We start from the raw sequence: 14,890 nt of genomic DNA, 5'->3' as shown, positions 1-14,890 counted from the left end.
CAGCCATTCGGCCGAGGCTGCGCCCTTCACACGACAATGTGAAGCGTCAGACTTCGAGCCATTCCTGCCGCACGGCGGCATTCGCCTTGAGCTCGTCCGGCGTACCCTCGAACACGACGCGGCCGTGTCCCATGATGTAGACGCGCTTCGAGATGCGCATCGCGATCGACAATTTCTGCTCGACCAGGAGAATGGCGACGCCGGCTTCCGCGATGCGGGCGATGAGATCGCCGACCTGCTGCACGATCAGTGGGGCAAGGCCCTCGGTGGGCTCGTCGATCATGATGAGATCGGGATCGCCCATCAGCGTGCGGCAGGTGGTCAGCATCTGCTTCTCGCCACCGGAGAGGACCCCCGCCGGCGTGTCGGCCCGTGCGGCGAGGTTGGGGAACATGTCGAGCATGTCCTGCATCCGCCATTTGCCGGGGCGGCGCGTGTCCTTGATGCCGAGCACGAGATTCTGCCGAACCGTCAGGCTCGGGAAGATGTCGCGGTGCTCGGGCACATAGCCGAGGCCGAGGCGCGCGATCTTGTAGGACGGCAGGCCGGCGATGTCCTTGCCCTTGAAGCGGATCGTGCCTTGCGGGACGACCTCGCCCATGATCGCCTTGACCGTGGTGGAGCGGCCGACGCCGTTGCGGCCGAGCAGGCTCACGACCTCGCCGGCGCCGACATCGAGATCGACGCCCTGCAGAATGTGGCTCTTGCCGTAATAGGCGTGGAGATCCCTGACCTCGAGCATCAGTGCGCTTCCTCGCCGAGATAGGCTTCCTTGACCTTCGGATCGCGCCGGATCTCTTCCGGCGTGCCCGAGGCGATGATGTGGCCGTAGACCAGCACTGAAATGCGGTCGGCGAGACCGAACACCACGCTCATATCGTGCTCGACGATCACCAGGGTCTTGCCCTCGGTCAAACGCCGGATCAACGCCACCGCGCGCTCGGTCTCGGCGTTGCTCATGCCGGCGGTCGGCTCGTCGAGCATGACGACCGTGGCGCCGCTGGCGATTGTGATGCCGATCTCGAGCTCGCGCTGTTCGGCGTAGGTCAGCAGACCCGCCGGAACGTCGCGCCGGTGCGTGAGATGGATGTCGTCGAGGATCTGGGCCGTCCGCTCCCGCACCTCGGGCAGGCTGTCGACGTTCTTCCAGAACGCGTAGCGATGACCCGTGGCCCACAGCACGGCGCAGCGGACATTCTCCCAGACCGACATGCGGGCGAACACGTTGGTCACCTGGAACGAACGCGACAGGCCGCGCCGGTTGATCTCGAACGGCCGCAGGCCGGAGATCAAATCACCGTTCAGCCTCACCTCGCCCGAGGTCGGCTTGATATGGCCGCTGATCAGGTTGAACGTCGTGGACTTGCCGGCGCCGTTCGGACCGATGATGGCATGACGTTCACCCTTCGCGACGCTGAGATTGAGGTCGCGGATGATGCCGACATTGCCGAAGCGCTTTTCGACGGCGCGGACTTCGATGGCTGCGCTCATGCCAGATACCCCCGGTCACGGGCGACCGTGGCCGCCCGGTCCCACGCGTCCGCGATGCGACGCCAGGTCAGTCGCGCGACGAAGAATCCTCCGACGAGGAGGACCGCGGCCGCGACCCAGGTCGACGGCGACGTCGCCTGGAACGGAATGCCGAACAGGTTGATGGGGTCTCCGCCGGAATAGCGCGCGACCGTCTCGATGGTCAGGATCACACCGCAGGCCAGCGCCACGGTCGGCACGATCGCGACGAGATAGGACGGGATCACCGTCCACAGCGTGCCGGCACGGACCAGCGGCCGGTGCATCATCAGGAGGCCGGCGATACCGCCGGGCGAGAACATCACGATGCCGATGAAGATGATGCCGAAATAGAGCTGCCAGACGCTCGTGACGTTGGTCAGCCCGAGCTGGAGATACGTCACCAGGATCGCGCCAAGCATCGGCCCGAAGAAATAGGCGGTGCCGCCGATGAAGGTGGAGAACAGCACGAGGCCGGACTGGATCGCGCCGAGATAGGCGGAGTTGGCGATCTCGAAGTTGATCGCGGCGAGACCTCCGGCGATGCCCGCGAAGAACCCGGCGAAGCAGAAGGCGAGATAGCGAACGACGTGGGGATCGTAGCCGATGAACTGCACGCGTTCGGGATTGTCGCGAACCGCGTTGCTGATGCGCCCGAGCGGCGTCCGCGTCAGCGCGTACATCGCGATGGCCGACAGCACCAGCCAGAACGCGATGAGATAATAGACCTGGAGCTGCGGCCCGAACGACCAGCCGAACAACTTCGGCAGCGCCGTGCGATCCGTGGTGATGCCGGCTTCGCCGCCGAACACCGAGCGCAGGATCAGCGACGAGGACGCCACCAATTCGCCGATGCCGAGCGAGATCATCGCGAACACGGTGCCGGCGCGCTTCGTCATGACCCAGCCGATGATCATCGCGAAGAGGAGACCACCGATCCCGCCGAACAGCGGAATGAACGGAAGCGGGATCGGCCAGCCATGCGAGACCACCGCATTCATCATGTGGCAGGCCGCGAAGCCGCCGAGGCCGTAGTGGACGGCATGCCCGAACGACAGCAGGCCGGTCTGGCCGAGCAGGATGTTGTAGGACAGCGCGAACACGATCGCGATGCCGATCAGGCTGAACGAGGTCAGCGAGCCGCCCGACGAGAAGATCAGCGGCAGGACGACCAGCAGGATGATGCCGACCAGCCAGACGCCATAGAAGCGCAGGCCCCCGCCGGCAGGGTTTGCCGCCACCTTGGATGTCGAAGTCGCTGTCGTCATGATTCGCGCGTCCCCATCAGGCCCATGGGGCGTACGATCAGAATGACCACCAGCAGAAGATAGGGAACGATCGGCGCGACCTGCGCGATCGTGATGTTCCAGATGTCCGTGAGGACCGAGGGTCCCGCCGACGGATCGAGCGGGCCGAAAGCGCTGGAGAGCGAACCGTTCAGCGCCACCGCGAAGGTCTGGACAAGCCCGATGACCAGCGATGCGATGAAGGCACCCGGCAGCGAGCCGAGGCCGCCGAAGACGATGACGACGAACAGGATGGGCCCGAGCGAGGCGGCCATGTCCGATTGCGTTACGAGCGCGGGCCCGGCGATGACCCCGGCAAGCCCTGCGAGCGCGCTGCCGACACCGAACACGACCATGAACACGCGCCCGACATTATGGCCGAGATGTCCGACCATGTGGGGATGGGTCAGCGCCGCCTGAACGATGAGGCCGACGCGGGTGCGCTTGAGCACGACCAGCAGCGCGACGAAGATCACGACCGACACGGCCAGCATGAAGATCTTGTAGGCGGGATAGTTGGTCGAGAACACGGTGAAGGCCGGAAAGTCCAGCAGAGTCGGCACGCGATAATCGACGGGGCTCTTGCCCCAGATCATCGACACGATCTCCTCGATCGCAAACGCCAGGCCGAACGTCAGCAGCAGTTCCGCGACATGGCCGTGCTTGTGGGTGTTGCGCAGGCCGTAGCGTTCCACCGCCATGCCGATCGAGCCCACCAGCAGCGGCGCAAGGACCAGCGCCGGCCAGAAGCCGATCCATTTCGTGAGCTGGAAGCCGAAGAAGGCGCCGAGCATGTAGAAGCTGGCATGGGCGAAGTTGAGGACGCCCATCATGCTGAAGATGACGGTGAGCCCGCTCGACAGCAGGAAGAGCAGCATGCCGAACAGCACGCCGTTCAAGGTCGAAATGACAATGAGTTCAAGCACAGCGCACTCGTCTATGGCCAGGGCCACGCGGCCCTGGTGAACATCGTCCAACCGATCGGAGCATTCCAGACGCCGTCTTCCCGCAAGCCATGGCGGCTCGCGGGAAGCCGACGCGCGTCGTGATTACGGCCGCGCCATCTTGCAGGTCGTGGAGACCATGGCCTGCGGCGTGTCGACCTTGGAGACCAGATGCCAGCCCCAACCGGTGCTCTCCTCGTCGAACGGCTCGTTGGCGGCGAGCTTGCCGAACGAGGAGATGTAGATCGGCTGGAAGAACTGGTGGTCGTCCTTGCGCATGAAGCCCTGGCCGCCGTCGAGCACCTCGAACTTGAGGTCCTCGAGCGCCGCCGCGACCTTCACGGGATCGATCGAGTTGGCCTTCTCGGCCGCAGCCTTGAACATGCGCATCTCGTTGACCGCGCGCGGATACCACAACGACATGTTGACCTTGGCGCGGAAGGCCTTCTCGAAGTCCATCGCGGCCTGGTTGCCAGAGTTCGCGAAGCCTTCGGTGATCTGGAAGACCTGATGGTCGAGACCGGTCTGCTTGATCGCGGTCGGGCCGCCGGCGCCGCCGGCATAATAGGTGTACCAGTTGACCTTCAGGCCGGCGTCCGCCGCGGCCTTGAGCAGCAGCGCGATGTCCTGGCCCCAGTTGCCGGTGACGACGCTGTCGGCGCCCGATGCCTTGATCTTGGCGATGTAGGGCGAGAAGTCGGTGACCTTCAGCAACGGATGCAGTTCGTCGCCGACGATCTGGATGTCAGGCCGCTTCGCGCCCAGCATCTTGCGCGCATCGGTGCGCACCGATTGACCGAACGAATAGTCCTGGTTGATCAGGTACACCTTTTTGATCGACGGGGTGTCCTTCATGTAGTTCGTGAGCGCTTCCATCTTGATGTCGGAGCTCGCGTCCCAGCGGAAATGCCAATAGCTGCACTTCTCGTTGGTCATGCTCGGATCGACGGCGGCATAGTTGAAGTACAGGACTTCCTTGCCGGGATTGCGCGTGTTGTTCTTGGTGACGAAGTCCGAGAGCGCCGCGCCGACGGACGAGCCGTTGCCCTGCGTGATGTAGTGCACCCCGGCGTCGATCGCCTTCTGGGCCTGCACCAGGCTCTCTTGCGGATTGGTCTTGTTGTCCAGCGGGACGATCTCGACCTTGTGACCGAGAATGCCGCCCTTGGCGTTGAGCTCATCGGCCAGATACTGGAACGTCTTCAGGCCGCCTTCGCCGACGCTGGCGCCGCCGCCGGAAAGCGGATCGATGTAGCCGATCTTCAGGGTGTCCTCGGCCGAGGCTGCATGACCCAGCATGGGGGCGATCACGGCAATGGCCAAAGTTAACTTACGCATTATGACGTTTCCTCGCTGACTTTCGACTTTAGTCGATGGATGCATGCGCGTATTGTAGCGCAATTTCAAGGTCATACTGCGCGAACGATGCACCTGTGACAAGCCTTCGGCGAGCATGACTTCGTCGATCGCCAGGAAAAAATCCGCGCGAATGCCTAACTCTTCTGCAGAAATTTCCGCGATGAGAAATAGGACGTGAATTGGAACTCGGCGTCCGCCGATCCAGCCGTACCTGCTACAGGCTACGGTAGCCTGCGATCACGGAAAGATCCGGCGTCACCCCGAGACCAGGCTCCTCGGTCAGGACGATCATCCCGTCGGTGACGCTTGCGACGGGGCCGCAAAACAGATCGCGCAGTGGATTGTCGTTGGCGTCGACTTCGAGCCAGCCGTCTCCTCCGGCTCCGGCGAGCAGATGCGCAGAGGCAAGCAATCCGATGCCGCCTCCGAGATAATGCGGACAAAACGTTTTGCCTGAATTCAGAATGTCGCGGGCCAGTCCGCCACAGACGGTGAGCCCGCCCCATTTCGCGATGTCCGGCTGGACCACGTCCAGAACGTCCTCGGCCAGGACCTGCTGGAATCCTTCGACACTGGAAATATTCTCACCCGCTGCGATCGGCATCGCTGCGACGGCACGCAGCCGGCGCCACGCCTCGCGCGGGAGATCGGCCCGGATGGGCTCCTCGAGCCAGCGCAGACCGAACTCACCGAGCCGCGGCAGCATCTCGATCGCCTGCGCGAGGGACCAGCCCTGATTGGCGTCGGCCGCCAGCATGTCCTTGCCGGCAATCGCGCGCAGTGCGGCGAGATTGGCGAGATCGGTTTCGGCGTCGAAGCCGACCTTCAGCTTCAGCGCGCGATAGCCTCGCCCGAGTGCGGCCTCGGCCGTCTGCGCGGCTCCACCGGGATTGATGCCACTGGCATAGACCTTGATCGTGCTGGAGTTGCCGCCGAGACACCGCCAGAGCGGCAGACGCCGACGTCGCGCGGCGAGATCCCATAGCGCGAGATCGATGCCGGCGATCGCCTGCGCGAACGGACCGGGCTCACCGCATTGAAGCGCCAGGACCTCGGTGCCTTTCGTCAGGGCTTCGAACGCCGCGGCAGGGCCATCGAACCTGCGCCCGACGAGGCCGGGCGCGAGCACCTCGTTGACGAGCCGGCCGCGATGCTCCGCGCCGGGCGCGGGAAAGTTCGACCAGACCTCGCCCCAGCCCTCGACACCGTCCTCGTCGACGGCACGGATGAAAACCGCCGGACGGTTGAGCATCCTGCCGAACGACGTCACCACCGGCGTCGCCAATGGATAGCGATAGCAGAACGCTTCGACCGAGCGGATGGTGAAGCTGTCAGGCGTCATGTTGCGGACTCCGCGATCAGGATCGCGCCATGCGGAAGTGTCGCCGGCTCAATAGGCGCGCGCGAAGTCTCCCTCCTGCCTGATATCAGTAAACACGGGGAAGCGCGCCTTCCACGGCGTTCCCTTCGCCGTGGTCAGTTCGTTGAGCCGCTCCAGCACGCCAAGACCGTCCTTGCGGAGGCTTTCGGCAACCGCCGCGCGGTCGGGGAAATTCTTCAGCACGGCATCGAGCCAGATCGTGCGGCCCGCGAGGAATCCGCCCGCACCGGCCGCATAGGCGAATTCGAGCACCCGCTCGAACTTCTCCGGCGCGGCGCCGCCCGACAGCAGCACCCAAGGGATGCTCCGCTCGCGGCAGATGTCGCCGATCGCGTCGAACTCCTTCTGGGCGGTCTTCGCCTCGGCGCTGCCGTCGCGCATCGGCAGGCCGCTGGCCGCGAGCGGGCTCTCCAGCTTGAGCAGATCGACGCCGTATTCGGGCTTGGCAAATTCGCGCACGCTGTCGATGACGAGACCCGGCAGCTTGCCCGGAGACTCGACATAGTCGGCGGTGTGGTTGGCGCTGCCGAGGAACGGATAGACCAGCAGTTCGAGAACGTAGGGAATGTCGTGGCGCGCGCAGTCTTCGCCGATCTCGCGCACGAAGCGCTTCTGGTGCTCGTTCACCCCGGCATCGGCGTCCGGCCGGTACCAGGCCAGCACCTTCACGGCATCGCCGCCCATGGCGCGGATCTTCTCCACGCTCCAATTGGTGATCGCGCGCGACTTACGGCCGCCCGCGGTTTCCTCGACGCGATGCTCTTCGAGAGTCATGATCAGGCCGCAGCGCGGCGGCAACAGATCGATCGCCGCAGGGACCGCGAAGTTCGGATCGAACAGCATCGAGCTGCAATGCGGCGCGAGGTTCTCCACGAGCAGGCGCTTCGCAGCCGTGACGTCGGAATATTCGACCTGCTCGCGCGTGATGCCTTTTGCCTTCGCGATGGCGTCGAACAGTGGCGGCCGCTGATCCAGCGCGACCATGCGGAAGTGGCCGTCCGCGTCAGCAAGGCGCGCCAGGCCGCGGTTCTTTCCAATCGTTCTCATGGCTTCGTCCTCATGAATGCAAGACACTCGTTGATGGTGGGAATTCCGTTGCGGCCACCGGCGTGGCCGCATTTCATCGCGGCCGTCGCGGCCGAAAACGCCATGGCGTCGCGCACATCGAGCCCGACGCCGATCGCGAGCGCATAGGCGCCGTGGAAGACGTCGCCCGCGCCAGTGGTATCGACGACATCGACGGCGAAGGCGGCCTGCCGGTGCAGCCGACCGTCCTCGTACCAGCTCACGCCCGCCTCGCCGCGCGTGACGGCGATGACGCGGCAGCCGAAGCGCGCAAGCGCGGCCAGAGATTCGCCCGTGGCGGAGCCGGCAAAGGATGCGAGCGCGGGTTCGGAGAAGACGGCATGGTCGGTCAGCGGCAACAGCCGCTCGAACACCTCGGCATCGGCCATGTCGCCGTCGAGCACCGTCGCAACGCCGTGCGCGCGAGCCTGCCGAAACAGCGCCGCAGCGCCGTCCACCCAGCGCGGATCGGCGAGCACGGACGACGCGCGGGCGACCGCATCGAGCGGCAGCCAGTCCGCAGCGTCCGGATAAACGCCTCGAAAATTGACGATCTGACGTTCGCCTAAACTGTCGACGATGATTCCGGAGACCGATGAGCGGCCCTCCTCAAACAGCCGGAAATTCTCGACATCGACGCCTTCGGCAACGAAGGCCGACTTCATCTCGTGGCCGGCGGCATCATTCCCCGCCCGCCCCCAGAACGCGACCGACGCACCGAGCCGCGCCACCGCGACCGAGGCGTTGGCCGCCATGCCACCGCCGAGCGTGCCGTAGCCCGCAGCCCTGATCTTCTCGCTTCCGCCCGCGAAAAGACGATCGACGCGCCAGACCTGGTCGAGCGCGGATAGTCCAAGGCAGATCACATGGGCAGGCCTCGCCCCGGTCGCCACGTCGGCCAGCGCCGACAGATCCTTGATGTCGCTCGCCCGACTCACCGCAGGACCTGCCCGTTGGTCGCGTCGAACAGATGCGACTTGCCCGGTTGCGGACGAAGCACCAGGCGGTCTCCGACCTTCGGCCGCAGCGACGGATCGATCCGCGCGATGGCGGACACACCGGCAAGATCGAAGTGGATCAGCGTATCCGAGCCGAGCGGTTCGACCAGCTTGACGCTAACGGCGATGCCTTCGGCCGCCTCGCCGGCAACGGCGAGATGCTCAGGACGAATGCCGAGCACGGCGCTGCCGGCCTTCCGCAGACGGCCGGCCGTCTCGCCATCCAGCGGCACCGCCGCGCCACCCTGCGAAAGCACCGCACGCTCCTCGCGCCATTCGACCGGAAAGAAATTCATCGCGGGCGAGCCGATGAAGCCTGCCACGAACTGGTTGGCCGGCCGCTCGTAGACCGTTTCCGGCGTGTCGTATTGCTGGATCGTGCCGCTCTGGAGCACCACGATGCGGTCGGCCATGGTCATGGCCTCGATCTGGTCGTGGGTCACGAAGACCATGGTGGTCTTCAGCTCCTGCGACAGGGCCTTGATCTCGGCGCGCACCTGCCCTCGCAGCTTCGCATCGAGATTGGACAGCGGCTCGTCGAACAGGAATGCCTTGGGATTGCGCACGATCGCACGGCCCATCGCCACGCGCTGACGCTGCCCGCCGGACAGCTCCTTCGGCTTGCGGTCGAGATAGGGCTCGATGTGCAGGAGCGCGGCCGCGCGCTTCACGCGGGCGTCGATCTCCGCCTTCGGCGTTCCCCGCAACTCCAGCGCAAACGACATGTTGTCGTAGACCCGCATGTGCGGATAGAGCGCGTAATCCTGAAACACCATCGCGATGTCGCGCTGCGCGGCCTGCACGCCGTTGACGCGCTTGTCGCCGATGAAGATATCGCCGGAGGTAATCGGCTCGAGCCCCGCGATGATCCTCAGCAGGGTCGACTTGCCGCACCCGGACGGGCCGACGAACACGACGAATTCGTGATCGGCGATTTCCAGATTGAGATCGGGGATCACGGTCAGATTGCCGTAACGCTTGACGAGATTGCGGATCGAGATCGAGGCCATGATCGCTTAATCCAGCGCCAGTACCGGCTTGATCAGTTCGCCCTTGGCGAAGCGAGCGAAATTCTCTGGGAGAGCCGACAGGCCGAACTCGCCGTCGACCAGGACGCGATATTCGTCCTTGTACTTGCGCAGCAACTCGACGTTCGGCTCGAAATCCGAGACCGGGAAATAGAAGGTCCGAATCATGTAGAAGTCCTTGCGGCGGAACACCTTGCCTTCCTCGATGGTCCAGGGCGCGGCGTTCTCGCCGACCAGCACCAGTGCACCGCGCGGCAGGACCAGTTCGATCCCGAGGTTGCGCGCCGCATGGGCGCCGGAGCATTCCATGATGAGGGCGAAGCGCTTCGATGTGTCGCCGACCGGATGTGCCTTCGCGCCGAACGACTGTGCGATCTTGAGGCGCGCCGTGTTGGGATCGGCGACATGGATGTCGTCGTAGCCGAGCGCGCGGAGCGCCAGCACGACGCCGAGACCGACGGGCCCCGCACCCATCACGAGCACCGGACCGGCCTCACCCGCCGGCACTACACGGCTGACGAAGCGCACTGCATGGCCGGAAGTGCCGATAGTATCGAGCAGCAGCGGCGCGAGGCTGTCCTCGATGTCGTCAGGGACCGGCAGCAGACAGTTTTCCGGCACCGGCACATATTCAGCGTAACCGCCGGGCCTGTTCCACCCGATCAGGCTCGACACTTCCAGGCACATCTGGGTATCACCGCGCTTGCAGGCGGCGCAGTGGCCGCAGTGCAGGGGAATGTAGACGGCGCAGCGGCGGCCATGCAGACGATGGCCGGGCTGCTCGACGACGCCGAAGATCTCGTGACCGGCGGTGAACTCGGCGCCCTTGTGCCACAGCTTGAAGTCCGAACCGCACAGCGCGGTGCGCGAGACGCGCACCAGAACCTCGCCAGCCCCGACATCCGGCATGGCGACGCGCTCGATGGTGATGCGGTCATTCCCATGGAAAACCGCGGCCTGCATGATCGCGTTCGGACGAGGTGATGAATTCATCGGATGCCTAGCCTTTCACCGCGCCGAGCGTCAGTCCGGACACCAGCCAGCGCTGAACGAGAGCGGCCAGCACCAGCGGCGGCAACGCGATCAGCGTCGCCGCGGCCATGAGGGCACCCCACTGCGTCGAGCCTTCGCCGATGAAGTTGAAGGCCGCCGCGATCAGCGTCTTGGTGTCGCCATTGGAGAGCACCAGCGCAAACAGGAAGTAGTTCCACGAGAAGACGAAGGCGAGGATCGCCGAGACGGCGACGCCGGAGGCGACCAGCGGCAAGGCGATGCGCCAGAGGATGCGCGTGACGCTGCAGCCGTCGACCTGCGCCGCCTCGAACACGCTGCGCGGGATGCCGTCGAACGAGGGCAGCAGGACCCAGATCACGATCGGCAGCGTGATCACGGCGTGGCTGAGGATCAGCGCGGTGTAGGAGCCGATCATGCCGACCTGCCGAAACATGACGTACCAGGGCAACAGGAACAGCGTGCCGGGTGCCATACGCGCCGCGAGCGTCAGGATCGCCGGCCAGGAAATGCGCGTCCAGGAGACGGCGAAGGCGGCGGGAATCCCGAACAGCAATCCGAGCGCGGTCGAGCCGACGGTGACGATGAGGCTGTTGAGCGCATAGCTCAGGAACGGCGTCGTCCTCGTCAGCTCGACATAATTGTCGAGCGTCGGGGTGAAGATCAGCGTCGGCGGATAGGCCGTCACCTCGAAGGACGGCTTGAACGAGGACAGCACCATCCAGACTGTCGGCGCCATGATCATGACGCCGGCCAGCACGAGTTGCACCGTGTTGAGCCAGCGTATCCAGCGGTCGGTGGTGGCTGCGTCCGTCATCGCGTCACCACGCCACCGCGCCACGGAGGCGGTTGAAGGCAAGCACGGCGCCGAACACGATCGCCGTGAGCGTCAGCATCAGAGCGCTGGCATAGCCGATGTTGAAGAATTCGAAGCCGACCCGGAAGCCGTAGATGTTGAGCGTGTTCGATGCGTTGCCGGGGCCGCCCTGGGTCGTGATGTAGATGATATCGAAGAACCGCAGCAGGTCGACGCTGCGCAGGATGGCCGCGGTGACGATGGTCGGCAACAGCAGCGGCAGCGTGATGCGCTGGAAGGTCTTGAACGGGGACGCCCCGTCGATCTGCGCGGCTTCGTAGACGCTCGGCGGCAGGGATTGCAGGCCGCCCAGCACGATCAGGGCGACGTAAGGCGTCCATTGCCAGCTGTCGATCAGTGCCACCGTCGGAATCACCCATGTCGGCGAGGCCAGCCAGTCCGACGGCGGCAGGCCGAACGACTGCAGGATGTAGTTGGCCGCGCCCAGCGACGGATCGAGGATCACGAGCCACATCATGCCGGCCACCACGGGCGGCATCATGAAGGGCGATATGAACAGCGAGCGCACGATGCCCGGCAGACGCTTGGCGTGGAACAGCACGAGGGCAAGCCAGACGCCGAAGACGAGCTGCAGCACCAGCGAGAGCACATAGAGTGCGATGGTGACCCACAGCCCGTGCCAGAACTCATAGTCGGACACCAGCTTGGAATAGTTCGCCAGACCGGCGAACGACTGCTTGCCGGTCGAGGAAAAATTCTGGAAGCCGAGCCAGATCGTGTAGACCACCGGAAACGCGATCATCGCGACCGTGAAGATCACGGCCGGCGCTGAGAGCGCCGACATTTCCAGCTTCTGCCGGTCCTGCGTCAATGTCGCAGCCGTGTCCGACATGCGTCCGTTTCCTTGATCGGGTGAGACGCCGGCCGGCGTGGAGCCGGCCGGCAACGGGCCGTTATTTCTGCGCGATCAGCGCGTCGAGCGCCTTGTCGGCATCGGCACAGGCCTGGTCGACGCTCTTCTGCTTCAGGATCAGATCCTGCACCGCCTGGCCGATAAACTCGCGGGATTCCGGATTGGCGATGATGGGATAGCCGACCTCGGAGGACCCCTTCGTCGCGAGCACGTCGAGCGCGGCCTGCCATTCCTTGCGCACCGGCTCTTCGTCGATCCACTTGCGATATTCGGGATCCTTGGCGACGGACGGCCGCGGCGGCGCGATGCCCTGGAGCGCCATCTTCTTCTGGACCTCAGGGCTGGTTGCCCACTGCACGAAGTACCAGGCCGCATCCGGCTGCTTGCTGTGCGAGGACACGGCCATGCCCCAGCCGATCGTGGTCGGCACCTGCCCTGCCTCGCCCGCCGGGAACGGCAGCAGGCCGGTGTCCTTCAGGCGCGCGCCACCCTCCATGACGGTCCGCAATTCGTTGGAGGATTCGAACGCCATCGCGGCGCGGCCACTGCGGTAGAGCGCCGAAATCTGCTGGAAGCTGTAGTTGACGACGCCGGGCGGTCCGAAATCGCGCAGCAGCCGGCTGTAGGTGTCGAGCGCTTCCTTGCCCTTGGCCGAGCAGAGGTTCGACTTGCCGCTGGCGATATAGCTGCCGCCGACATTGTGCAGCATGTTGCTGAAGGTGTAGGCGATCGCGGGCTTGAGGCCGCGCGACACGAATGGCGTCACCGCACTGTCGCAGGTCTTGATCTTCTCGGCGGCAGCCTCGACGTCCTTGATGGTCTTCGGCGCCTCGATGCCGCACTTCTTGAAGATGTCGGTGCGGTAATAGAAGATCGGGCCTTCGATGTTCATCGGCATGCTGGTCAGCTTGCCGCCGAAGCTCGCAGCCTTGAGCAGCGCCTGGCTCAGGCCGGCCGGATCATATTCCTTGGCGACTTCGTTCTTGGCCATCGCCGTGAGATCGGCATACCAGCCGGCAGCGGCGAACTGTTCGCCCTCGCGCGAGGGCAGCGTCATGAACACGTCGACCTCGTCGCTGTTCGCGTTCATGACCGTGACCAGCCGCTGACGCATCTGCTGTTCCTGATAGCCATCGACCTTCAGGGTCATGCCGGTCAGCTTCTCGAAATCGGCCTTGTAAGTCAGCAGCGCCTGCGACACCGGGTTGTTGTTGGCGAGAAAGGTGACGGTCTTGCCTTGGAACTTCTTCCAGTCGAAGTCGGCCGCGTGCGCCTGCGCACTGACGGCGGCAATTGCGAGAACCGGCAACGCGACACGCGCTGCAAGCATCCTGGCCTTCATCGAACTCTCCTCCCGGCTGGCCGCCTTGAGCTGGCGGGCCATTTTGAACACGACGTGCTTTGCACGTTTGAAAACGGTTACATCCTAAGCCCGGCTTCGGCCGTGTCAAGCGATGGACAAACTGAGCAATCTACGGCAGATTCGTGACATTCCCGCTCTCAAGCGGACCGCGCCGCAAGATGTAACGTTACATTGATGAGGTTGACGAACGCCAAGTCGGTCAAGCAGGGCATCCGCGCCGTCGCGGCCCGCGCGGGCGTCTCGACCGCGTCGGTCTCGCGCGCTCTCAACAATCCCGATGCGGTCAGCCCGTCGCTGCGCGCACGTATCGAACAGGCCATCGAGGCGCTCGGCTACATCCCGCACGCGCCGGCACGCATCCTGTCCTCGCGGCGTTCGCGGACACTCGGCGCCATCGTGCCGACGATCGACAACACGATGTTCGCGCGCGGCATCGCCTCGCTCCAGCAATATCTCTCGTCGGTCGGATACATGCTGTTCCTCACGACGAGCGGCTATGATCTGGACGTCGAGCTGCAGCAGGCGCGCAATTTGATCAGCCGTGGCGTCGACGGCCTCGTGCTTCGCGGCGATTGCCATCACGAGGGATTGCGCAAATTGCTCGCGGACAATGCGGTCCCCTTCATCAATGTCGGCATCTACCAGCCGGACCGGCCATACCCCTGCGTCGGAACGGACAATGAAGCTGCCGCGCACCGCGCCGCCGCCCACGTCATCGAGCTCGGCCACCGCCGCATCGGGATCGTCTCCGCACTTCAACGCAACAACGATCGCGCCGGCGCGCGCGTCGCCGGCTTTCGTCGCGCGCTTTCCGAGAACGGCCTTGAGTTTCCTCCGCAATGGCATGTCGAGGTGCCCTACACGCTCGATGATGCGCGCGAGGCCGCCCGTTACCTGTTGAGCCTGAAGGACCGCCCGACGGCTGTGGTCTGCGGCAACGACGTCATCGCCTATGGCGTGCTGCTCGAGGCCGAACGCAGCGGCTTTTCAGTGCCGCGCGACCTGTCCGTGGTCGGCTTCGACGACCTCGACTGGAGCCGCCATTTGCGGCCGAGCCTCACCACGATCCACGTTCCGACCGGAGAGACCTGGCAGCGCGCCGGCGAATATCTGGTACGAAGCCTCGCCGGCGAACAGACCATCATGCATCGCGAGATCGACTTTTCGCTGGTCGTCCGCGAATCGACGGCCCCTCCAATACCCCTGAAGTGAGACC

At 64.8% G+C, this 14,890-nt stretch carries 14 protein-coding genes; 1 reads left to right on the top strand and 13 read right to left on the bottom strand.

Annotated features, from left to right (window positions below):
* Positions 1-46: 46 nt before the first annotated feature.
* From QM712_RS02315 to QM712_RS02255, 13 genes are all read right to left on the bottom strand, one after another.
* A complete protein-coding gene (locus QM712_RS02315; protein ID WP_415021415.1) occupies positions 47-742 on the bottom strand; it encodes an ABC transporter ATP-binding protein in 696 nt (231 codons plus the stop codon).
* The gene (locus QM712_RS02310) at positions 742-1,491 is read right to left on the bottom strand and encodes an ABC transporter ATP-binding protein (protein ID WP_415021414.1); all 750 of its coding nucleotides are present in this window, start codon (positions 1,489-1,491) and stop codon (positions 742-744) included. Before QM712_RS02310 ends, QM712_RS02315 begins: the two co-directional genes overlap by 1 nt.
* Positions 1,488-2,777: a branched-chain amino acid ABC transporter permease gene (locus QM712_RS02305; protein WP_415021413.1), complete on the bottom strand. Its 1,290-nt coding sequence runs from the start codon at positions 2,775-2,777 to the stop codon at positions 1,488-1,490. Before QM712_RS02305 ends, QM712_RS02310 begins: the two co-directional genes overlap by 4 nt.
* On the bottom strand, positions 2,774-3,721 hold the full coding sequence (locus tag QM712_RS02300) for a branched-chain amino acid ABC transporter permease (RefSeq protein WP_415021412.1): 948 nt from the start codon (positions 3,719-3,721) through the stop codon (positions 2,774-2,776). The genes QM712_RS02305 and QM712_RS02300 overlap by 4 nt, the downstream gene beginning before the upstream one ends.
* A 123-nt stretch (positions 3,722-3,844) precedes the next feature.
* Positions 3,845-5,077 carry a branched-chain amino acid ABC transporter substrate-binding protein gene (locus QM712_RS02295; protein ID WP_415021411.1) on the bottom strand — a complete coding sequence of 411 codons (1,233 nt, stop codon included), beginning with the start codon at positions 5,075-5,077 and terminating at the stop codon, positions 3,845-3,847.
* Positions 5,078-5,312: 235 nt separating this feature from the next.
* A complete protein-coding gene (locus QM712_RS02290; protein WP_415021410.1) occupies positions 5,313-6,440 on the bottom strand; it encodes a mandelate racemase/muconate lactonizing enzyme family protein in 1,128 nt (375 codons plus the stop codon).
* A 48-nt stretch (positions 6,441-6,488) separates the two neighbouring features.
* On the bottom strand, positions 6,489-7,526 hold the full coding sequence (locus tag QM712_RS02285; protein ID WP_415021409.1) for a tagatose 1,6-diphosphate aldolase: 1,038 nt from the start codon (positions 7,524-7,526) through the stop codon (positions 6,489-6,491).
* Complete coding sequence (locus tag QM712_RS02280; RefSeq protein ID WP_415021408.1) at positions 7,523-8,482, bottom strand: sugar kinase; 960 nt, start codon at positions 8,480-8,482, stop codon at positions 7,523-7,525. The genes QM712_RS02285 and QM712_RS02280 overlap by 4 nt, the downstream gene beginning before the upstream one ends.
* The gene (locus QM712_RS02275) at positions 8,479-9,552 is read right to left on the bottom strand and encodes an ABC transporter ATP-binding protein (RefSeq protein WP_415021407.1); all 1,074 of its coding nucleotides are present in this window, start codon (positions 9,550-9,552) and stop codon (positions 8,479-8,481) included. Before QM712_RS02275 ends, QM712_RS02280 begins: the two co-directional genes overlap by 4 nt.
* 6 nt (positions 9,553-9,558) lie before the next feature.
* Positions 9,559-10,563 (bottom strand): zinc-dependent alcohol dehydrogenase family protein, encoded by a 1,005-nt coding sequence (locus QM712_RS02270; RefSeq protein ID WP_415021406.1) that lies wholly within the window; start codon positions 10,561-10,563, stop codon positions 9,559-9,561.
* Between the two features lie 7 nt (positions 10,564-10,570).
* Positions 10,571-11,398 carry a carbohydrate ABC transporter permease gene (locus tag QM712_RS02265; RefSeq protein ID WP_415021405.1) on the bottom strand — a complete coding sequence of 276 codons (828 nt, stop codon included), beginning with the start codon at positions 11,396-11,398 and terminating at the stop codon, positions 10,571-10,573.
* 4 nt (positions 11,399-11,402) lie between these two features.
* Positions 11,403-12,290, bottom strand: a complete 888-nt coding sequence (locus QM712_RS02260) for a carbohydrate ABC transporter permease (RefSeq protein ID WP_415021404.1) — start codon at positions 12,288-12,290, stop codon at positions 11,403-11,405.
* A 61-nt stretch (positions 12,291-12,351) separates the two neighbouring features.
* On the bottom strand, positions 12,352-13,653 hold the full coding sequence (locus tag QM712_RS02255; RefSeq protein WP_415021403.1) for an extracellular solute-binding protein: 1,302 nt from the start codon (positions 13,651-13,653) through the stop codon (positions 12,352-12,354).
* A gap of 195 nt (positions 13,654-13,848) precedes the next feature.
* Between QM712_RS02255 and QM712_RS02250 the strand changes: the two genes are divergently transcribed.
* Positions 13,849-14,886 carry a LacI family DNA-binding transcriptional regulator gene (locus QM712_RS02250; RefSeq protein WP_415021402.1) on the top strand — a complete coding sequence of 346 codons (1,038 nt, stop codon included), beginning with the start codon at positions 13,849-13,851 and terminating at the stop codon, positions 14,884-14,886.
* Positions 14,887-14,890: the final 4 nt, after the last annotated feature.

Source organism: Bradyrhizobium sp., from assembly GCF_047605465.1.
In the GTDB taxonomy this organism is placed as follows: domain Bacteria; phylum Pseudomonadota; class Alphaproteobacteria; order Rhizobiales; family Xanthobacteraceae; genus Bradyrhizobium.
This window is presented reverse-complemented; position numbering and strand designations above follow the sequence as displayed.